The sequence below is a fragment of the Neolewinella maritima genome (assembly GCF_923081025.1).
Taxonomy (GTDB): Bacteria; Bacteroidota; Bacteroidia; order Chitinophagales; family Saprospiraceae; genus Neolewinella; species Neolewinella maritima.
The window spans coordinates 104,669-126,823 of sequence record NZ_CAKLPZ010000004.1 but is presented as its reverse complement, the minus strand read 5'-3'; the positions used below and the strand labels follow the sequence as shown (position 1 = coordinate 126,823).

Sequence of the window (22,155 nt, the reverse complement as noted above, 5' to 3'; positions counted from 1 at the left end):
AACGGGCCACTATCCGTGAGGATAGTGGCCCGAAATGAAGACATTGATGAATGTCCGGTAAAATTACATGCGGGGCATCAGGACCGTGTCAATGACGTGGATGGTACCGTTGCTGGCTTCTACGTCCGTGCTGGTCACCGTAGCTACACCGCCATTTCCATCGGTGAGGATGACGTTGCCATCCTGCATGGAAGCGATCAGACTACCACCACCCATGGTCTGGATGCGGAAGTAACCGTTGTTTGCTTCGATGGCTTTGATCAGATCAGCAGCAGAGATCTTCGATGCTACTACGTGGTAGGTGAGTACACCCTGCAGTTGCTCCTTATCCAGACCTTCTACGGTGCCAGACTCCAGCTTGCCGAATGCAGCCTCAGTGGGGGCAAATACAGTGAATTCACCGTCGCTAGCCAGTACGTCGGCCAGTTCAGCAGTTTCTACGGCGTTAACCAGTGTGCGGAAGTCGGTGTTAGCAGCGGCTACGTCGACAATCGTGTTGTTGTCGGGGCTCATGCTACGGCGGGTGGTGTTACCCATCGTACCGTTGTCCATGTCGCTGCGCTCCATGTCGGTGTCCATGTCCATATCGGTATCTACGTCCATGTCCATATCCATGTCAGTGCTGTCCATCAGGGTGTTGTCCACCTCGTCCATGTTCTCGCCCATCTCGCGATTCATCTGGGTGACGTCACTGCCGACTTCCTGGGTGGTGCGACGCACGTCCTGGGCGGTCTCGGTCATTTCCTGCTCGACCTCTTGTCCTGCCTCGCGAACTTCATGACCAGCTTCGGTCATAGCCTCTTCGGTTTCTTCGACAACTTCCTGTCCGGCTTCCTGCATTTCATTGCCGGCCTCGGTCATGGCCTCTTCGGTCTCCTCAGCAGCTTCCGTTACCATTTCTTCGGCACCTTCGGCTACTTCTTCACCGGCTTCTTCGCCAGCTTCCATAGTGTCATCGGTCATAGCAGCGGCATCCTCCATTGCGGGGGCAAGCAGTGCGTCTACGTCAAGGTTTTCGGGAAGAAGAACGGCATCGATGACGTGGATGACGCCATTGCTGGCCATTACGTCGGCCTGAATAACGTTGGCCGTGTTGCCCTTAGCATCGGTCAGCATCACGGTACCGTCCATGAGGGAGGCGGTGAAGTCGCCGTTCATGGTGCCGGCCATGAATTCGCCATTCTCGGCGCCTTCGATAGCGGCGGTTACGTCACTGGCAGCCAGGGCGCCATTGGCGACGTGGTAGGTAAGGATGTCGACCAGTGCCTGACGGTTCTCTGCCTTAAGCAGCGCCTGGAACACTTCCTGGGGAAGGGCACGGAAGGCCTCATCGGTGGGTGCGAATACGGTGAAGGGGCCTTCGCCTTCGAGGGTAGCGGCCAGGTCAGCGGCGTTCAGCGCTGCGACCAGAATGGTTAGATCACCGTTCTCGCTAGCGAGTTGAGCGATGGTCTTTTGCTCCATATCTTCCTGTGCGGAGACGGATACTGGCATAAGCAGCATCACCGCCAGACAGGCTAGGAGACTGTAGAGAGAAAATTTCATTGTTGATGGTTTGGTTGTGTTAATAAACGCAGGGGCCGTGCAATAGCCCGGTAAGTATTGTACCTATATAACACCACTGCAGCAATCATGTTCGCGTACCGTATGTCCCGCTACGGTCGCGGCACCTCCAATAGGTATTGGGCCGCACATTTTGTCTTGCCCGCTGTACATTTAACCGTACCCGTTTCTACACTCAAGTATAATCCCACCCCGCGTATGCTCTCTAGCCTGAACCCCACGACCACCCTAGCCTGGAAAGAGCTGGAACTGCACGCACACGAAATGCAGCAGCGGCACATGAAGGACCTGTTTGCCCAGGATGCCGACCGCTTCAAGCACTTTTCGCAGCACTATGAGGATATCCTGCTGGACTATTCCAAGAATATACTCTCCCAGGAAACACTCGACCTGCTCTACAAGCTGGCGGAAGACTGTGGAGTGAAGCAAGCTACCGAGCAGATGTTCTCCGGTGAAACGATCAACGGGACGGAGGGCCGTGCCGTACTCCACGTAGCACTACGCAATCGGGGTGACGAGGCAGTGCTGGTAGACGGGCAGGACGTCATGCCCGAAGTCCGCGCCGTGCTCGAGCGGATGAAGACCTTCGCTAAAAAGATCCACGACGGTAGCCATACGGGCTATTCGGGCAAGCCGCTCACGCAGGTGGTCAATATTGGGATCGGTGGCTCCGATCTGGGACCCGTCATGGTGACCGAAGCACTGAAGCCCTACTGGATCGACGGACGGGAGGTACACTTCGTATCCAACATCGATGGAACCCACCTGGCGGAGGTACTGAAGAACGTAGACCCAGAAACCACCCTGTTCCTCGTAGCGTCCAAGACCTTCACCACCCAGGAGACCATGACCAATGCCCGGAGCGCGCGCGAGTGGTTCCTGCAGCACGGCGGAAATCAGGAGGACGTAGCCAAGCACTTCATCGCACTGTCCACGAATGCGGAAGGAGTGAAGGACTTCGGTATTGCCGAGGACAATATGTTCGGCTTCTGGGATTGGGTGGGCGGACGGTACAGCCTCTCCTCGAGTATCGGGATGAGCATCGCGCTAACGGTCGGTTTCGACCGCTTCGCCGAACTACTCGACGGCCTGCATAATATGGACACGCACTTCCGCCACGCCCCGCTGAGCGAGAACCTGCCGGTGAAACTGGCGCTGATCGGACTGTGGTATACCAACTTCTTCGATGCGGAGACCGAAGCGATACTGCCCTACGACCAGTACATGCACCGCTTTCCGGCCTATTTCCAGCAGGGCAATATGGAGAGCAACGGCAAGAGCGTCGACCGGGACGGTAACCCCATCGAGGATTACGATACCGGGCCCATCATCTGGGGCGAGCCGGGTACTAACGGGCAGCACGCCTTTTACCAATTGATCCACCAGGGCACACGTATCATTCCCTGTGACTTCATCGCACCCGCGATCTCGCACAACCCCCTGGGGGACCACCACGCTATCCTGCTCAGCAACTTCTTTGCGCAGACGGAGGCCCTGATGAATGGAAAGACCGCCGCGCAGGTGCAGGATGAATTGGCGGCAGACGGCATGGACGACAGCGAGATCGCGAAGCTGGTCCCCTTCAAAGTATTTGATGGCAATCAACCCACGAACAGTATCCTGGTGAAGCAGCTTACGCCCTACACCCTAGGGCAACTCATCGCTCTATACGAGCACAAGATCTTCGTGCAGGGGGTGATCTGGAACATCTACAGCTTCGATCAGTGGGGGGTGGAACTGGGTAAGCAACTGGCTAAGGCGATCCTGCCGGAGCTACGGGGCGATGATGCCGTAAGTAGCCACGATAGCTCTACCAACGGACTGATCAACACCTTTAAACGCTGGCGGGCCTAATCGATGAGAGACCGTTCCGCTGCAGGTAGCCTGGCGCTGGCCACCTTTGAATTACTCGTGCTGAGTGCGGGACTCTACGTGATCCAGTTCGACGACCGGCTGCTGGTACAGACCGGGCGGCCCGAATTCTGGCGGGTGGTACTGTACTTCGTCATGACGGTGGCGGTGCTGAACGTACTGACCCGCTTCGTCAAGTGGCTGTACCGCCGGCAGAACTACGCCAAGCGCCGTGGAGCGAAAAACTTCGTCTACGGCGTCGAGAATATCCGGAAGCTCCTGCTGGCCGCGGTGGTCGTGTTCACCATCTTCTCGCTGATCGGTATCGACTTCCGCACGCTCTTCACCTCCCTGAGTATCGTAGCGGCGGCGATCGCGATCGTTTCCAAGGACTTCGTGAACGACCTGATCGTAGGCATCTACTACAGCTTCACCGATGTGTTCGAGGTGGGCGACTACGTGAAGTTCTATACCTACAAGGGGAGGGTAGCAGACATCGGTCTGCTGAAGGTGAAGATTCTGAACGACAATGACGATGTGGTCATCCTGCCGAACGGTAAGGTCTATTCGAATGAGATCATCAACTATACGCGGCGGGATATCCGGCTGATGAGTGTAGACTTCGAAATGGACCTCAAGGCCATCCCCAATATCGATGTACTGGAAGCGGAACTGGTGGCCTGCCTGACCGACTACGCCGACCACATCGAGCCGGACACCTACCTGCTGAAGATCGTAGAGGTGAAGAAGGACTATATGGAGCTCAAGTTTCAGTTCAGATTAGTAAGTATGGACCGGCCGCGGCAGCGCGAGATCAAGCGGCGGGTAGTACGGGAGATCTTCAGTTATGTGAGTTCTCACAAGTTCTGAACGTACCATTTTGGCGCTTCCTCCGTTTGTTGCAGTAAGGGCTTTTGCCCTTGCGCATGAACACGCATGTTTATGCATGTATAGTGTAAGGTCATTTTAACTATGAGGTTACTAGTAGTATGGGCCCTTTTGATGGGGGCCAGCGTAGGTATCCGAGCGCAGGATGCCGTTCGCCAACAGTTCTACGGCAATGAGTCATCGTTTAATCCCGCCTTCACCGGGCAGACCGGCGCGACCCGTCTGACGGCCGGCGTCCGCTCGCAGTGGGGGGGCACTGACAACTCAGGTACCGGTCCGGATGCCTATCGGGGGCGGTACCTCACCTACGAAGAGGCCCTGCCCTGCATGTTCTTCGACTACGGACTATTTGTGCAGCAGAACGAGCAGGGCGCCGGAGGACTCACTACCACTGAGATCGGTGGCCGCCTGGCGGTAGCCGTGCCGATCCTGAAGCGGAGCGTCCTGCGTGCTACTAATCTGCGTGTCGGTTTGGGACTATCCCGTGGACAGCACCGCATCGACTACGCCGGGCTCACCTTTCTCGATCAGTACACCAATGTAGGCGGTAATATGGGTGCCGATGGGCGGCCGTTACAGTCGGCCTTTCTGGCAACTCAGTCTAACGAGAGCCCCTGGTACTCCTCGACCAGTTTGGGGGTATCGCTCAAGGGAGGAATAAAGCAGCGGCCGGGCAAACGGACGGACCGGCCCCTGACCTACGACGTCGGCCTGGCGGTACACAACTGGGGCGGGCTGGTAACCGAGGATGCCCGACAGACCAGTTCGCTCTCTGGACTCGACGCGCCGCTAAGCGAGCGATGGGTGGCGAGTGCGCGGGCCAATGCCGTAGTGGCCCGGCGCAACCGCCGCTACTGGTCGGTGCATCCGCTACTCATCGTGCAGCGGCAGAACCAATTGTCGTACGTAGAGGCCGGTACGGGCGTGTCGTGGAATCGCCATTTAGAGCTCGGTGTCTACCACCATCTAGCCCAGCTGGAGGGCGAGGGGGCCAACTGGACGAGCGTCCGCACGGTCTTCGGCTCGGTACTGCCCGATGACTACACCCGGCTAGATCTGGGGCTGAGCTGGTCGTTTCAGTACGGCAGTCTTAAGAATTACGTGCAGGCACCCTTTGAACTGACGGCCACCTTCAGTTTTGCCCGCAGCGTCAGTTGCATGGCGATGGGCCGGGAGAACGACTTCACGCAGCAGCGTGCCGGACGCATCAGTTGCTACAACTTTTCCACTTCCGGTCACCGGATCTACGACAATATCTGGAACTAGAATCGCTCGCTATGCTACAGCTTTCTTACCGTCCGTACAGGACATTCTTTGCCGTGTTGCTGGCGGTAGGTAGTCTTACCGGACTCCTCCGGGCGCAGAGTAGTAACCCGTGCAACTTTTCGGTTACGCTTCGGAAGCCACCCGTAGCCTGCAATCAGTTGACCTTCACTCCGGAAGCGTTAGCCTATACGCTGCGGGGGAACTACGATGAAGTATGCTGGATCTTCGCTTCCGGAGCGACGGTGGACACAATCTGTGGAGAAGACTTCGGGACCTATACGTTTGACCAAAGTGGTACGATCACGCTGCAGGCTGCGTCAAGCTGCAAAACCCTGAAGAAACGGGTGAGTGTGACCATCGAGCAGCAAGCAGACCTCCGGCTGACCGCTTCCGATCCCTACTGTAGTGGAAGCGACCCGGTGATGCTCACCGCATCCATACCGGGCGGCCTGTGGTCCGGCGACGGTATTACGGACCCCACCCGCGGTGTTTTCGATCCCGGCGCGGTATCTTCGGGAAGTGCGCGGGTACGGTACACCGTAGTGAGCGGAGTATGTCCATACTCCGAAACATTGGCGCTCACCGTAGTACAAAGTGAAGAACTGAGCGCACAGGATACGGTGGTCTGTGAGCAGGCGGCAGCATTTAGCATTCAAGTAAGTCAAACCGGAGGTAGCTGGTCGGGCAGTGGGATTGTTGAAAGTACCGGACTGTTCGATCCGGCGTCGGTCAGGCCCGGCACCTACCGACCGACGTATGGGTACCGATCTCCGCAGGGATGCACTATCATCGCCCAACCCACCGTGGTTGTGCAACGGTTACCGCGCGTCACGGCACCGGACACTGTGCGTGTCTGCTCGGTAGACCGGGCGCTGAATCTACTCGATCTCACGGGCGTGAGCTACAGTCCCCGGGCGGGTAGCCTGCACTGGAGCGTCGATGGGCGCGCTAATCCTTCCGGCATACTTAACCCTGTGGCTGACCTACCGGGTAGCGGAGTGTACCCCGTTAGCTTGACGTATACACTGGGTAATTGTACACGTACGGTCAGTATGGTGCTGCTGCTGGAAGACCAGCCCGACGTACAGCTTACCGTCCCGGAGCCACAGTGTCTTTCTACAGCACACTACACCCTGCAGGCCAGTATACCCGGGGGAGTATGGAGTGGCCCTGCCGTCGATGCCACTACGGGCACGGTAGATCTTCGTCGGGCGAAGGCTGGAACGTACGACTACACCTACCGCTATCAGGAGGAGACTACTTGCGAGCAAAGGGCCACGGTCTCGCTGACCATTATTGCCTCGCCGGAAGGACTCACGGCCGGACCAGACCGGACCGTTTGCCAGGGAACGGCTGACGTCATCAAACTGGAGGGGGCATCACCCGGCGGTGGTACGTTTACCGGGCCGGCACTTCAGGGGCGTACGGTCGATCTAAATCAGCTTACGCCGGGTACGTCATATACCTATACGTATACGGTCGGGCAGTCCGGAGCCTGTAGGGAGCAAGCTACCCGTACGATCCACTATGCGCCACGCCCGTCAGCGGATTTCGATCTGCCGGACTCAGTCTGCGTAGGCACTACCATTCCAATCACCACTGCCGGGTCTCCGGGAACCTATCACTACGACTTCGGGAATGGCGAGCAGAGCGATCTAACTGACCCCACTATCACCTACCAGCGTGGTAACCGTACATACCTGGTAACCCAAACCGTGCGTAGTACAGAGGGCTGCACGGACACCAGTCAACAGTCCGTGCGGGTGGTAAATCCGCCCCGCGCGGGTTTCGCACTGGATAGTCTGGAAGGCTGTAGCCCCTTCCTGCTTTCACTGGACGATCGTAGTACCTACGCCACGCAGGTCACCTACCGGATTGGCCACAACGCACAGATTGGATCCACTACCGGATATCTCCTTCCGCCCAGCCGGAGGGATACGCAGTGGGTGGTCGTGCAGGAGGTCAGTAACCTGTGTGGTGCCGCCAACAGCCAGCAAACTGTACACGTGACGGCCCCTCCACGGGCTAATTTTGCACCCGACCGCAGTATCGGCTGCGGGCCCTTTTCCCCTCAGCTCACTAATACCTCTTTGGGCAGTGGTAGCAGGTATCGGTGGGACTACGGCAACGGTATCATTACCGTAGGGCAGCAGGCTGAGGTGCCTACCTACTACAACCCTACGGACAGCACCGCATTCTTCGATATTGAACTGGTCGCGGCCAATGCCTGCGGTGCCGATACTGTCCGCCGACAGCTGCAGGTGCTGCCATCCGATATCCGAGCGGCTATTGTACTGAACGATCGGCAGGGGTGTACTCCCTTCACGCCGAGCCTGCAGAGTGGTGCTACGCCGGACGCACCCCTACGCTGGAGCCTACTCGATGCTACCGGGCGGCAGCTTGCCGTGTCGTCGGATGACACCCCTAATTTTACACTCGACGTAGTCGGCAGGTATGCCGTCGTGCTACAGGTAAGCGGTTGTGGGACCGACGCGGATACGGTCTATGTAGAAGCGCTGCCGGCCCCCGATCTCAGTATCCTCGCGCCGCAACGCATATGTGCTACGGCACCGCTCGTGCTGCGCGCCAGTGGAGATACCACCAACGCTCTGCGGTGGACATTTCCCGATGGGACAGCCAGCACGCTCAGTACACCCGCCTACCGTTTCACCCAGCCGGGTGAGTCGGTCGTCCACTTGGTCGCCCGTCCTACCGAAGCAGGGGGCTGCATGGCGGTAGATAGCGCGGTGATCGAGGTGCTGCCCGCCCCGGTGGTGACTCCGGTAGTGGTAGATAGTCTGGGATGCACACCCTTCATTGCACGGTTCAGCCTTGACGATAGCATACCGGCCGATCTGACCTACCAGTGGACCTTCGGCGACAGCAGCGCACCATCCAGCCTACCGGCACCCGTACACGAATACACCACGGCGGGCCGCTACCGGCCGGTGCTCACGGTGTGGGATGCGGATGGCTGCACGACTACCACAGCGGTACCGGATGTCACCGTTGATACACCCCCCGTCGCTGATTTTGATGCGATTGTAGACCTAGACCCGACCGTACTCGGCGACGTACAGTTCCGCAACTACAGTAGCGACGCTGCCCAGTTCCTCTGGACCTTTGGTGACAGCAGCAGTACGACGGAGGTAGCACCCTTGTATATATATCCCGATGACCGGGCGTATACGGTCACTCTGACGGCCAGCAATATGTACCCCGGCGGCACGACCTGCAGCGATACCCTGACGCTGCCAGTGCGTCCGGAGTCCTTTGGTCGCTTCTTCGTTCCGACGGCAGTATCGCCCGACAACGGAGTCGCTGAGGTTCGTCAGTGGGGCGCAAAGGGCTTGGGCGTGGCTGCGTATCAGTTACAGGTCTACAGTCCGGCGGGTCAGCGGGTATTCCTGACGGATGAGCTAACGGGAACTACTCCTACGGGCCGTTGGGATGGTATGGATGCCAGATCGCAGTCGCCAGTCCCCCAGGGTAGTTACACCTGGCGGGCTACGGTTACCTATACTGACGGACGGCGGGATAACCTGCTGGGTACGGTCACCGTGATTCGCTAAGTCGGTATCTTGGCCGGTATGCTACGCTACCTATCGTTCCTGCTGGTATTACTGGCCTGCTCGGATCGTCCGCCCACCACGCCGGAGACCCGTCCGGTCGAATACCCAAACGCGGGCAACACCGCGATCTACGACGTGGATCCCGACGACCCCTACGAAATCGACGATAGTAGCTTCCTGGAGATGCAGCCGGGTCAGCCCATTGCTCCCTTTGTAGACCTGCGGCCAGGCACCCTACGCACCGGCGATGGAGAATTGGCAGTGCGCTACATCCCCGGACGCAGCAACGACACCCTGGGGTATGTCGCAGCGGAGGGGGGGCTAATCGATCACATCGTTATTTGGTCCACGGACGTAGTGACCAAAAATGGCATCCGGGTCGGTAACACCTACGGAGAGCTTGTCGAACGACTCGGCCAGCTAGCACCTTACGGGTCGGGCGTAGAAGCCCGGGTGTACGCCACCCACGACGGCCTCACCTATCGCTTAGGAATGAACGCCCCGGCAGGACCACTCGCTAGCGTACCCGATACCGTACCCATAGTAGAGATTATTCTACAGTAGCTCATGGACCAGGTGCCCATACTCCTACTAGCCGCCGGTGCCTCCAAGCGTATGGGGCAACCTAAGCAGTTGCTTCCCTGGGGCGATACGACGCTGCTGCGCCACGCTGTACGACATGCCCAACAGGTGTCGACGATGGTATACGTGGTGCTGGGGGCGGCGCACGAAGTACTGCGCGATCACCTGTCGGATACCGGCGCGATCAGCTGTTACAACGCTGCCTACGAGTCCGGACTGGGTAGTAGTATCGCCTGTGGATTGCGTACTATCCTGGATGATGATCCCACTACCCCAGCCGTACTCGTCCTACTAGCCGACCAGCCAGAGGTGGATGCGGCCTATCTGCGGCGCATACTAGCTGCTCACCGACTCGCGGAAACCGCCATCGTCGCCACGGCATACCCTCAGCGGGCCGGGGTGCCGGCACTCTTCCCTAAGGATGACTTTCCCGCACTACTGGAATTGGCCGGGGACGCAGGTGCCGGTAGCTACCTAAAGAACAACCGCGACCGCGTTCACCTTGTCTATCCTACTACACCCCTATACGATCTGGATACCCCCGAAGAGTACCGGCGCCATGAAGGAGATCAGGAACATCATTGACCTATACGACCGGTTTCGGGACAGCGGCACCGCCTGCGCCCTGGCCACGGTAGTACGCATCGAGGGGTCCTCCTACCGGCGCATCGGTGCCCGCCTGCTGGTGGGGGCGGACGGGCGGTACACGGGCGGCATCAGCGGGGGCTGTCTGGAGGGCGATGCCCTGCGCCGGGCGCAACGCGCCATCCACGCCGGCCGGCCCGCCAAGCGTATCTATGATACCCTCGAGGAGGACGACCGGGAGATCGGCATCGGACTGGGCTGCAATGGTCGGATCGAGGTACTGTTCATTCCCCTGGACTTTGACGACCAGCTCAATCAAATCGAGGTACTGCGCCAGCGGCTAGCTACTCGCACCCCGTTACTATTAGTACAGACGGTGACTACGGTAAGCGATGACGAACTGCCGGGTACCCTGCGCGAAGTGCCACTGGATACGGTCACCCTCCCGCACGGGCGGTCCGAAGTTCGGCAGTTCACCGACGAGCAGGGTAGGGTATCGGAACGTTTATTTGAGCTGCTGCGGCCGGAGATCCGGCTCATCCTGGTCGGGGATAACTACGATGTGCTGCCGATGGTCACTACGGCACACCAGCTGGGCTGGCGGGTATACGTCATCGGCCTAAAGCGAAAATTTTCTGCCGCTACGGTCGCACTGGCCGAAGGGGTATACGACTACGACGAGGCTGCTCAGTTTAGGGTGGACGACTACACGGCCGTAGCCTGCATGTCGCATGATTTTGTACGCGATGCGGAGATGCTACGTGTATTTCTTCCGCAATCCCCGCCTTATCTGGGACTGCTCGGTCCCCGCAAGCGCGCCCTGAAAATGGATGCGGAACTGCGACAGACAGCCGGGCTTAAGCTGCTTGACTATCCGAATCTCTATACCCCCATCGGACTGGATATCGGAGCCGAAAACCCGGAAGAGATCGCCGCGGCCGTGGTGGCTGAGATCATCGCTGTATTTCGGCAGCGGGACGGCGTGTCCCTGCGGCGGCGGGAAGGGACCATCCACGCACGCTAGGCAGTAGTACCAAGTTTACAATAACTATTCCCCCGCCTCCAACTCCTGCTGTTCGGCCACCAGCGAACGCTTGATCAGATGATAGGTTTCTTTCTGACTGCGGATGCGCAGGTCACTGCCACCGCGGTAGTAAGTATTGCCCTGCTGGTCGCTCAGCAGCCGTGCCTTGACATTATCCGCCAGCTGGATGTCGAGGATTTCCAGGATACGATCCTTGATCTCTTCGTCGTACACCGGGAAGGTGGTCTCGACGCGGTGGCTCAGGTTGCGCGTCATGAAATCGGCCGAAGACAGGTACACCCGCTCCTCCCCGGCGTGGTGGAAGTGAAATACGCGGGCGTGCTCCAGGTACCGGTCCACGATACTTACCCCGTGGATGTTGTCACTGTAGCCCTTGCGCCCCGGCACCAGCACGCAGATGCCGCGGATGATCAGGTTAATGCGCACCCCGGCGGCACTGGCCGCGTACAGCCGGTCGATCATGGGCTTATCCTGCAGGCTGTTCATCTTCAGGGTCATGGCGGCGGGTCGGCCGGCCGTGGCCTCGGCGATCTCGAAGTCGATCAGGTCTTCCAATCCACCCCGCAGGTTGAACTGTCCGACCAGCAGGTGCCGGAAGGGCTGCTCGGGGATCATCACGTTTTCCAGGAAGCTGAAAATACGGGCCACCTCGCTGGTCAGCCGCTCGTCGGCCGTAAAGAGTCCGAAGTCACTGTACACCTTGGCGGTGTCCTCGTGGAAGTTGCCCGTAGACAGGTAGTTGTAAATCTGCTCTTCCCCGTTTTCTACGCGGCGCACCAGGGCGAGCTTACTGTGCACCTTCACGCCGGGGAAGCTGTAGTGGACGTGGACACCGGCCTCCTCCAGCTTCTCCCCCCAGCGCAGATTGGCTTCCTCGTCGAAGCGCGCTTTCACCTCGATGAATACACTGACCTGCTTACCCAGTGCTACGGCCTTCATCAGGGCCTGCATGATGCGCGATTTGCGCGCTACGCGGTACTGTACGATCTTGATGTGGCTCACCAGGGGGTCCTCAGCCGCCCGCTCGAAGAAGAGTACCACCGACTCGTACTGGTGGTAGGGATACACCAGCAGGTGATCCTGTGCGCGGATGGCCGCCCAGTAGTCCTCAGCCTCCTGCAGGGCGGGGTAGGCCAGGGGGGGCTGGGGCGGGTTCAGCAGCTTGGTCATCCCGAAGGTGGGAAAGCTGAAGAAATCGAAGTTATTGTGGTACCGCCCCTCAGTGAGGATGTCGAAGCGGTCGAGCTCGAAGGTATCCTGCAGGTACTCCCGCAGGTGATCGGGCATGGTGCGGTCGTACACAAAGCGGCTGGCCGGACCCACATGACGGCGGTTAAGGCTCGCCTTGATCTTGGCCAGCAGGTCGCCCGAAAACTCATCGTCGATGTACAGCTCCGCATCGCGCGTCAGCTTGATGCTGTACGTATCCTGGATCTCGTAGCCCGGGAACATCCACGATACGGAGTGCCGCACGATATCGTCGAGCATGATCAGGTTGTGTTCGCCGTCCGTACTCGGCAGTTCGATGAAGCGCGGCAGGTGATCGCTGGGGATCTTCACGATGGCGTAGGCGGTCTTACCCTTCTCCTTATCCTTCATGTGGATCGAGAGGTACAGCTGTGCGTTGTTCAGGAACGGCCGTACCATATCCTTGATCAGTAGCACGGGCTGCACGTAGGGGAGCATGAACTCGCGGAAGTAGTTGCGTACGTACTCCTGGTCCTCCTCCGTCATATCCAGCCGCCGCTTCAGGAAGATGCCGTGGCGGGCCAGCTGGGGGATGAGCTTCTTTTCGAAGATGCGGCTGAACTCCTCCTGCTGCCGATTGACGATCCGCTGAATTGTACGCACCGTCTGCTTGGGGCTGATGTCGAGCTCGCGCTTCGTCTTTTTATTGACCCGCAGCAGGTTGCGGTGGTTGGCCATGCGTACGCGGAAGAACTCATCCAGGTTCGAGGAGTAGATCGCCAGAAACTTTAGGCGTTCGAACAGCGGCAGGCTCTCGTCCTTAGCCTCCTGCAGCACCCGGTGGTTGAAGGAGAGCCAGCTGATATCGCGGGGTATGGCCGGGTAGTCTTTCATAGGGTCCAAGCTAAAACAAACTCATCTGTTCCGGGCCGTCGCTCCGGGGGGCGGGGCCGCGGGTGCGGGCAAAATCGAGGGTGGCCAGGTGATCGGCCAGCCAGGCCGAGGCCTCCGGAGCTAACACGTTCTCGGGCTCGTGGGGAAAGATAAACGATTCCGGCAGATTCCACTGCCGCAGCTTCTCAGCCCAGTCAGCCAGGCGGGTATAGTCACTATCGATGAGCCCGTTGCCGACGAAGCGCACCATGGTCCGCGGTGCGGTCACGTAGCCGTGTAGTACGTCGCGCCGTCCGGCTACATCACTGATCACGGCTGCCACCCCGCGGGCGGCCAGTGCATCCATTAGGGCCTCGGTCGCGTAGGGGTCGTCGAACCAGCTTGCATGGCGTACTTCCAGAGCCAGCGGAAGGAGTCGCGGCCAGCGGTCCAGGAAGCGCTCCACTACGGGCAGCCGGTCCTTGCCGAAGTAGGGCGGTAATTGAATGAATGCACAGCCTAGCTTTTCCTTAAGTCCGTCGAGCGCCGCGATGAAGCGCGGCAACTGTTCCCCACCGGCTCCCAGGTCATTGACGTGACTAATGGTTTTGGGTAGTTTAGGGCAGAAACGGAAGTCAGCCGGCACCGTTGCATACCATTTGGCTACCGTATCGTCGTTGGGTATGCGGTAATGCGTAGTATTGAGTTCAATAGTATTAAACTGCTCACCGTAGTAGCCTAGATAGTCGGCCGGCTTGGCTCCCTTGGGGTACCACTTGCCGACCCATTCCTTCATGCTCCAGCCGGTAGCGCCGAGGTATACGGCGGGCCGGCCCTCGCCGCTACCCAGCTCGTAGCGGTCCAGGCGGGCACGGTTGGCCAGGGGCTCTACGGGGAGCTGGAATTCTACATCGGCGGGATTAGATACTTGTCCAAACTTCATTACTGCTAGTACCGCGGAGGATTTAGTTAAAGTTCATTATTGACCGAATTATACTACGTTGGAAAGGTGACCGATGACATTTATAAATATCTTATAGCAAAGCATTTCTTCTATGATTTCATGTTTCGGCAAGCTTACCTGGCTTGCGCTGCTTTGTACCACCTTTCTTTCCGCCCAGGCGACCGACGTGGTAGAATACGGTCGCATATCGGATGCAGATCGCGCCCTGCTTCAGGCACCGGCAGATAGTGCCGCCGAAGCCTACGTACTCTACGATCACCTCGATCTCGATTTTGCCTACCGGGACGGCGAAGGACCCAGTACCGTCGAGACCACCCACCGGCGGCTCAAACTATTCAAGCCTTCCGCCTACGAGCGGGCTAATATTACCCTCAGCTTCAACCGGGAGTACGTGGAGTACACCGACGTAGAGGGTATCGTTCACCTACCCCAGGGAGGTTCCATTCTGCTCACCTCCGCCGATATCGTAACGCAGAAGGGGGAGGGCCTAACGATGACCACCAAATTTACCTTCCCCCGCCTGTGCCCCGGGGCCACCATCGAATACCGCTACGTAAAGCGGACCAAGAGTATTCTGACCCCCACCGTATACACCTTCCAGGAAGATATCCCGGTGCGCTGGGCGGAGTACACAGCGACGATTCCCGCCTATTACGATTACGTAAGTCTGGGCGCATCGGGGCGTTATCACATCAACGAATCAAAAATCATAAGTCGGGAGTGGGGGCCCAGCTTCACTACCGGCCCCTACGCCAGCCGCAACGAGCTCGATCACACCAGGATCCGCTGGGTCATGACGGACCTGGACGCCTACGACTACCAGCCCTACTCCAATAACTTCATCGACTACTTACCCAAGGCCCGCCTGCAACTTCGTGGCGTATGGTACCCCGGAGAGGGAAAGCGCAGCATATTCAGTACCTGGGAAGAAACGGTGGACGAACTGCAGGACCGCAAGGACTTCGGCCGCTACTACCGCAATAAGATCAATTACGGCCGGCTGTGGAGTGCGGCCGAGGCTAATATAGCCGCCGCCGCCGACCTTCGCGGTAAGATCGAAGCCGCCTACCGCTTCGTCGTAGAGCACTACCGCTGGAACGGCTACTTCAGCATCCTGGCTACCGATGCACCCAATAAAACCTTCGAGAATGGCCGGGGCAATAGTGCGGACCTCAATATCGCACTGCTCAGCCTCCTCAACGAAGCCGGTATTGACGCCCATCCGCTACTCGTCTCTCTACGCAACGGAGGCGCACCCATCGAGGCCTACCCCATGCTGCAGCAATTCGACCACCTGATGGTATACACCGAAGTGGACGGCCAGACAGTACTGCTAGACGCTAACGACGCAGACCGCCCCGTAGGTCTGCCCCGCGTAGCTGCCCTGAACCACCGGGGCTGGGTAGCCGAAAAGGGCAATCCCCGCTGGGTCAATATTGAGGTACCCCCCGCCAAGCAGACCGTTATGGTGTCTATGGATGTAGCGGCAGACGGGCAGACCACCGCGCACCTGCGTTCGCGCCTGGAAAGCTATTACGCCTTCGACGCCCGTAGCGCACTCAACGACATGACCAACGACCGCGAAGCGCCACTAGCCTCGGTCATTATTGCGCAGTACCCCGACGCGGTCGTCCTGAAGACCACCCACGAGGGCGCCGCCAAGGGAGCTAACTCAGATATACTGAGTCTGGACGTAGACCTGCAGCTGCCCGCCGGTCAGGCGATGAACGACTTTCTGTACATACAGCCGGTCTTACTGCCCATGCTGGATGACCAACTGGACGACGTGGAAAGCCGGCTTTACCCCATCGACTTTCCCTACCCCTGGATACAGCGCTATGTCGCGCAGATCAACCTGCCGGAGGGCTTTGTGGTGGACGAACTGCCCGCCTCTTTACGGTTGAAGGCCGATGATGGCAGTATCGCGGTCGTATACAGCGTGGACGAGAACGTCGCCCTGCGGGCCGTCACGGTCAATTTCGCCGTCCAACTCGATCGTACCCTGTACACCTCCGGCGAATACGGCGGGCTGCGCGAGATGTTCCGCCGCATCATCGATCTGCAGCAAGCCCCCATCGTGCTCAAGCGCGCTAAATAATCCCACACCTATACCCCTTTATGTTATGAGAATGATTGTACGCCTTGTTATTATGTTGATCCTGTATGCCGGTAGCCTGAGTGCGCAGTACGAGGACGGACTCAAATTCGGTAAAATCGACGACGCTGACCGTAGTCTGATGGTGGCGCCCGGTGACAGTAGTGCCGAGGCCTACGTGTTGTACGACAAGCTCGATCTCCGCTTTGATTTTGTACCCGACAAGGGCCCCCAAACGCTGGAGACCTATCACCGGCGCGTGAAGCTCATCAAACCTTCCAGTTTCGAGCGGGCCAACGTCACGCTTTCCTACGATTCCGACTACGAGACCATCGGTAATCTGGATGCCGAGGTACATCTTCCGGACGGCAGTACCATTCAATTACGCAATCGTGATTTCATCACCGATAAGGGGGCGGACGACAAGAGCCGCATTTCCTTCACCTTCCCGCAGATCACGCCCGGAGCCATCATTGAATACAGCTACACCCGCCGCAGTGAGAGCATTCTTATTCCTGCCTCCTACACCTTCCAGGAAGATATCCCCGTACGGTGGTCCGAATACACGGCCCGTATCCCCGAGTACTACCGCTACGCCAGCCTGGGTACTCAGGGTAACTACTTCATCCAACAGGTAGAGCAGACCCACCGCAACTGGAACATGACGCTGGCCCGCGGCCAGGGGAATACCTCGTCCATACGCTTCACCGACATGCGGTACGTACTCAAGGACCTGCCACCGTTCCAGTACCAGCCCTATACCAACAACCTGACGGACTACCTGCCGCGCGTAAAGCTGCAGCTCCAGTCGGTGGAGTACCCCAACACGATGACGCAGCCCGTTTTCAACAACTGGGAAACAACCGTAAGAACCCTGCACGAGCGGCAGGACTTCGGCCGCTATTACCAGGGCAAGGCCCACTACAATCGGGTGTGGAAACAGGCTGAAGCGCAGATCATGGCCGGGACCACCCCCCAGGAGCGCATTGCCGCGGCCTACTACTTCGTGGCCAGCAACCTGCAGTGGAATGAGCAGTACAATATACTGGGCTCCGATTCTCCCAATAATGTCCTGGCGGCCGGTAGCGGCAACAGCGCCGATCTGAACCTATGTCTGCTCGCCCTGCTGAACGAGGCCGGGATCAAGGCGCATCCCCTGCTGGTATCGCTGCGTGATCGCGGCGCGCATATGGAGTACTACCCACTGATCAATCAATTTAACCACCTGATGGTGTACGCCGAGGTAGACGATAAAATGATCCTGCTGGACGTGAACGGTAGCGACCGCCCACCGGGGCTACCGCGTATCGAAGCCCTCAACCACCGGGGCTGGGTAGCCGATGAGCGCAACCCCCACTGGATCAGTGTCGAAGTGCCCCGCGCCCGCCGCGTCGTGCTGGCCGATATGCAGATAGCCGAGGATGGCCACACTGCCGTTGACCTCACCGCCCGTCTGGAAAGCTACTACGCCTTTGCCGGTCGCAATCAGTTGCACGCCATGGAGCAGGCTACGGAAGCCCCGGTGGCCCGTGAGGTGATCGCTCGCTTTCCCGCTGCCAGCATCCGCAGCAATGCCGTGCTCTCGGGCGGTGATAACAGTCTGGAGCCCCTCACTTACAAGGTCGAGCTCGATCTGCCCGTAGCGGTGGCTACCCAGGACTTTCTCTACATACAGCCCATTCTTATTCCCGCGCTCGACGACGCGCTCGACGATGTCGACGCCCGACTGTACCCCGTCGACTTTCCCTTTCCCTGGCGTGAGCAGTTCATCACTACGGTCCACGTGCCAGCGGGCTACGTGCTGGATGAAGTGCCTGAATCCATCCGCATGGTTTCCGAAGACGGCGGGATGACGGCCACCTTCACTACGACCGTACAACCGGACCACACCGTGATCATCAATTTTTCTGTAGACATGGACCGCACCTTTTACCAGGCTACGGACTATCCTACGCTGCGCGGTATGTACCGACGTATCATCGACCTGCAGGAAACCACGCTCGTCTACAAACGCGCCAAGTAATGCGATACCTTTTCCTACTAGTATTCATCTGGGCGGGTGCGCAGGTGCAGAGTCAGAAACTGGAACCTACCTCACTGGCTATTCCGGATTCGCTCCGCACGGGCAGTAGTGTCGTACTCGAATACACTACCGACTACCGCATCCAGGACCATAGCTCGGCGACCGTAGCGTACCGCAAGGTGATCACCCTGCTCGACAGCGACCACGAATACGGAAACACGCTGTATGAGTTCTACGACGCGGACAGTAAGATCACCAGCTTCGCGGCGGCCTCCTACGACGCGCTGGGCAATCAGATCGATCGGGCCAGATCAGGTGATATCGCGGACCGACGCTTTACCAGTCAGAGCACCTTCTACGAAAACACCCGCTACAAACAGGTGGCGGTGGCCTGCCCCAGCTATCCCTGTACCGTAGTGTTCGAGGTGGAGGAGCAGCTCAATGATTTTGCCCTGGTCGCCGGCTTCAACCACTGGAAACCGCAGAAGCGCGATCAAAGCCTGCTGCGGGCCAGCCTCACTGTAAGCGTACCCCTGGACAACGATGTACTATACCGCGCCGGCGATCTGTCCGAGCCAGTGATCAGCAGTGACGGTAAGTCACGTACGTATGCCTGGACTACCGGTCCGCGTGCGGCGCAACTGGACGAGTCCTGCGCGCCCTCCTCGGCTACGACCCTTCCGTACCTGCGACTCGCCCTAGCTGATTTCGAGATCGATGGCTACCGCGGTAGCTTTCGGAGCTGGAAGGAGTACGGCAATTTTATGCAGACGATCATGCAGGGGCGCGATGCCCTGCCCCCACGCCTGGCGCAGGAAGTGCAGGAGGTAGTAGCCGGAGCCCGTACGGAATGGGAGAAGGTAGATCGCCTCTACCGCTTCATGCAACAGCGCATGCGGTACGTCAGCATCCAGCTGGGCCTGGGTGGCTGGCAGCCCTTCTCGGCGGACTACGTAGAGCAGAACCGCTTCGGGGACTGCAAGGCGCTGAGTAACTATATGGGGGCCATGCTGGCTTCGGTAGACATTCCTTCCTACCCGGTACTCATCAGCTGGGATGAATCGGACAACTACCCGGTAGTCGACGACTACGTAACGCCTGCCTTTAACCACATGGTACTCTACGTGCCATCGCAGGATACGTACCTGGAGTGCACGAGCAACAATGCCCCGACCGGCTACCTCGGCGAAGACAAGCAGGACCGCAACGTACTCTGGATCACTCCCGAGGGCGGCGAACTGCACCGTACCCCCGCCCAGTTGCCCGCGGAGAACGGTCACACCCGGACGATCGACGTCACGCTGACCGACACCGGTAAGACCGCACTCGATATACGGGCTACCTTCTACGGAGGTGCGCAGGAATGGTTCCGCCAGCTCAATGAGCAGCTATCCGGAACGAAGGATCAGATCGAACTTCTACACCGCAGAGATTTGCTGCCGGATGTCTCCGGTAGCGCGTACAGCCTGAAGGTAGATCCCGACGCACCGCGAGCAACAGTGCACTACCGGACGGAGGTCGCAGACTACGTACGTAAACTCGGCTCCCGCATGTTCGTACCCATCAATAGCTACTACGGGATAAACCGGGTGCCGGAAGCAGATGACGACCGGCAATTACCCATTCACTTGACCGAAACCCGCATGATGGTAGATACCGTTCAGCTTCATTTTCCACCCACAATGGAGATCGAGAGTGGCCTCTTTACCGAACCCCTGCACTATACCCACGCAGCGGGCGTATACGATGCACGTATGGAGGCTACGGAGGACGGCGCCCGCTGGATCCGCACCCTCAAGCTGCTACCCGTAGACTTGCCCCGGGAGGCTTACGCCGAATTCCGCCAGTTCTTTCTAGACGTAGCCAAAGCCGATAATACCCAGGTAGTCCTGCGCGAACGACGGACGAAGTAGATAGACACTAGCACCCGGCTTATGCGCCGATATCAACGCTCTTCTTCTGCTGCTCCGCGTCGATCCCCTTATACAGCCACTCTGAAAACAGGCTATCGACCAGTGGGGTAATGACGTAATTGAGCAACGGCACTAGGATGGCCGTCTCACAGATCAACTTGAACCAAAGGGGTTCGACCTTGAGCCACTTCAGGGTGTAGGCGATAACGAGCAGGGCAGGCATCAATCCCAGCCACTTGACCAGCATCAGCTTCCAGGTAGGCGGTGAGGCACTTTTCTTTGGACTTCCCATTTGGGGGGGTGTAGTTCTGTAGTCTTGTAGTTTGGTAGTTCTGTAGGGGATAGTAGCTGTAGGGTAAGGACCACTACAGAACTACCCACTACAGAACTTCAAGACTAGTACCGGTAGTGCTCGGGCTTGAAGGGGCCGTTCTGCTCTACGCCGATGTACTTGGCCTGGGCCTCACTGAGGTCTTCGAGCTCTACGCCGATCTTCTCGAGGTGGAGGCGCGCGACCTGCTCATCGAGGTGCTTGGGCAGCATATAGACCTTGTTTTCGTACTTATCGTTGTGCTCCCAGAGCTCCATCTGTGCCAGTACCTGGTTGGTGAAACTGTTGGACATCACGAAGCTAGGATGGCCCGTACCGCAGCCGAGGTTGACCAGTCGGCCTTCGGCGAGGATGATCACGTCGTTGCCGTCGATATTGTACAGATCGACCTGTGCCTTGATGCTGTCTTTGGTGTGGCCGTAGTTCTCGTTGAGCCAGGCCATATCGATCTCGTTGTCGAAGTGGCCGATATTGGCGACGATGGTCTTGTCCTTCATGGCGCGGAAGTGGCGCTCGCTGAGGATGTTGAAGTTACCCGTGGCGGTGACGATGATGTCGGCCCGCGGTACGGCGTTGTCCATCCGCTTCACTTCGAAGCCGTCCATAGCGGCCTGCAGGGCACAGATGGGGTCGATCTCGGTGACGATCACGCGCGCTCCGGCTCCCTGTAGGCTGGCGGCAGTGCCCTTACCTACGTCGCCGTAGCCGGCTACGATGGCGACCTTGCCGGCCATCATCACATCGGTAGCGCGGCGGATCGCGTCTACGGCAGATTCCTTACAGCCGTACTTATTGTCGAACTTGGACTTAGTTACCGAGTCATTGACATTGATGGCGGGCATCACCAGGGTGCCGTTCTTCAGGCGTTCGTACAGACGGTGTACGCCGGTGGTCGTCTCTTCCGACAGGCCGCGGATACCGGCGGCTAGCTCGGGGTACTTATCGAATACCATGTTGGTGAGGTCGCCCCCGTCGTCGAGGATCATGTTGAGGGGCTCACCGCCGGGGAAGGCGCGCAGGGTCTGCTCGATGGCCCAGTTAAACTCTTCCTCGTTCATGCCCTTCCAGGCGAAGACGGGTATACCGGCGGCGGCGATGGCGGCGGCGGCGTGGTCCTGGGTGGAGAATATATTGCAGCTCGACCAGGTGACGTCGGCACCGAGCTCCACGAGGGTCTCGATGAGTACGGCGGTCTGGATGGTCATGTGCAGGCAGCCGGCAATGCGGGCACCCTTCAGGGGCTTGCTCTCTCCGTACTGCTCGCGCAGGGCGATCAGACCGGGCATCTCGGCTTCGGCCAGGCGGATCTCCTTGCGGCCCCAGTCGGCCAGGTTGATATCCTTTACTTTATAGGTAGGGCGGGTTTGGGTATCGGGCATAGTGTAAGCTTCGTTGGTTTGCGCCCGCAAAGGTACG

The 22,155-nt window shown here is 58.7% G+C and carries 15 protein-coding genes; 10 read left to right on the top strand and 5 right to left on the bottom strand.

Going from position 1 to position 22,155, the window contains the following annotated elements; translation table 11 throughout:
• Positions 1–63 precede the first annotated feature (63 nt).
• A complete protein-coding gene (locus MJQ68_RS14735) occupies positions 64–1,545 on the bottom strand; it encodes a fasciclin domain-containing protein (RefSeq protein WP_238751899.1) in 1,482 nt (493 codons plus the stop codon).
• A 216-nt stretch (positions 1,546–1,761) separates the two neighbouring features.
• Between MJQ68_RS14735 and pgi the strand changes: the two genes are divergently transcribed.
• The 7 genes from pgi to MJQ68_RS14700 all read left to right on the top strand — a co-directional run bounded on the left by pgi (position 1,762) and on the right by MJQ68_RS14700 (position 11,331).
• Positions 1,762–3,417 carry a glucose-6-phosphate isomerase gene (pgi, locus tag MJQ68_RS14730; RefSeq protein WP_238751898.1) on the top strand — a complete coding sequence of 552 codons (1,656 nt, stop codon included), beginning with the start codon at positions 1,762–1,764 and terminating at the stop codon, positions 3,415–3,417.
• Between the two features lie 3 nt (positions 3,418–3,420).
• The gene (locus MJQ68_RS14725) at positions 3,421–4,284 is read left to right on the top strand and encodes a mechanosensitive ion channel family protein (RefSeq protein WP_238751897.1); all 864 of its coding nucleotides are present in this window, start codon (positions 3,421–3,423) and stop codon (positions 4,282–4,284) included.
• Positions 4,285–4,386: 102 nt separating this feature from the next.
• Positions 4,387–5,568, top strand: coding sequence for a type IX secretion system membrane protein PorP/SprF (locus tag MJQ68_RS14720; protein WP_238751896.1), 1,182 nt, complete (start codon positions 4,387–4,389; stop codon positions 5,566–5,568).
• 11 nt (positions 5,569–5,579) lie between these two features.
• On the top strand, positions 5,580–9,140 hold the full coding sequence (locus tag MJQ68_RS14715; RefSeq protein WP_238751895.1) for a PKD domain-containing protein: 3,561 nt from the start codon (positions 5,580–5,582) through the stop codon (positions 9,138–9,140).
• An 18-nt stretch (positions 9,141–9,158) separates the two neighbouring features.
• Positions 9,159–9,704 carry a hypothetical protein gene (locus tag MJQ68_RS14710; protein ID WP_238751894.1) on the top strand — a complete coding sequence of 182 codons (546 nt, stop codon included), beginning with the start codon at positions 9,159–9,161 and terminating at the stop codon, positions 9,702–9,704.
• 12 nt (positions 9,705–9,716) lie between these two features.
• Positions 9,717–10,307, top strand: a complete 591-nt coding sequence (locus MJQ68_RS14705; protein WP_238751893.1) for a nucleotidyltransferase family protein — start codon at positions 9,717–9,719, stop codon at positions 10,305–10,307.
• The gene (locus MJQ68_RS14700) at positions 10,225–11,331 is read left to right on the top strand and encodes an XdhC family protein (protein ID WP_238751892.1); all 1,107 of its coding nucleotides are present in this window, start codon (positions 10,225–10,227) and stop codon (positions 11,329–11,331) included. Before MJQ68_RS14705 ends, MJQ68_RS14700 begins: the two co-directional genes overlap by 83 nt.
• A gap of 24 nt (positions 11,332–11,355) precedes the next feature.
• Here the strand turns inward: MJQ68_RS14700 and ppk1 are convergent, their stop codons facing one another.
• Positions 11,356–13,434 (bottom strand): polyphosphate kinase 1, encoded by a 2,079-nt coding sequence (ppk1, locus tag MJQ68_RS14695; RefSeq protein ID WP_238751891.1) that lies wholly within the window; start codon positions 13,432–13,434, stop codon positions 11,356–11,358.
• Positions 13,435–13,444: 10 nt separating this feature from the next.
• On the bottom strand, positions 13,445–14,356 hold the full coding sequence (locus MJQ68_RS14690) for a DUF72 domain-containing protein (RefSeq protein WP_238751890.1): 912 nt from the start codon (positions 14,354–14,356) through the stop codon (positions 13,445–13,447).
• A gap of 112 nt (positions 14,357–14,468) precedes the next feature.
• Here MJQ68_RS14690 and MJQ68_RS14685 point away from each other — a divergent pair, with 112 nt between their 5' ends.
• The 3 genes from MJQ68_RS14685 to MJQ68_RS14675 are packed head-to-tail and all read left to right on the top strand — an operon-like array spanning position 14,469 to position 20,408.
• A complete protein-coding gene (locus tag MJQ68_RS14685; RefSeq protein WP_238751889.1) occupies positions 14,469–16,475 on the top strand; it encodes a DUF3857 domain-containing protein in 2,007 nt (668 codons plus the stop codon).
• Positions 16,476–16,527: 52 nt separating this feature from the next.
• A complete protein-coding gene (locus tag MJQ68_RS14680; RefSeq protein ID WP_238751888.1) occupies positions 16,528–18,495 on the top strand; it encodes a DUF3857 domain-containing protein in 1,968 nt (655 codons plus the stop codon).
• Positions 18,495–20,408 (top strand): DUF3857 domain-containing protein, encoded by a 1,914-nt coding sequence (locus MJQ68_RS14675; protein ID WP_238751887.1) that lies wholly within the window; start codon positions 18,495–18,497, stop codon positions 20,406–20,408. Before MJQ68_RS14680 ends, MJQ68_RS14675 begins: the two co-directional genes overlap by 1 nt.
• A gap of 19 nt (positions 20,409–20,427) precedes the next feature.
• Here the strand turns inward: MJQ68_RS14675 and MJQ68_RS14670 are convergent, their stop codons facing one another.
• Together MJQ68_RS14670 and ahcY are read right to left on the bottom strand one after the other, a co-directional pair.
• Entirely contained in the window at positions 20,428–20,700 is a 273-nt protein-coding gene (locus MJQ68_RS14670) for a hypothetical protein (RefSeq protein WP_238751886.1), read from the bottom strand.
• Between the two features lie 104 nt (positions 20,701–20,804).
• A complete protein-coding gene (gene ahcY / locus MJQ68_RS14665; protein ID WP_238751885.1) occupies positions 20,805–22,118 on the bottom strand; it encodes an adenosylhomocysteinase in 1,314 nt (437 codons plus the stop codon).
• Between the last annotated feature and the right edge of the window lie 37 nt (positions 22,119–22,155).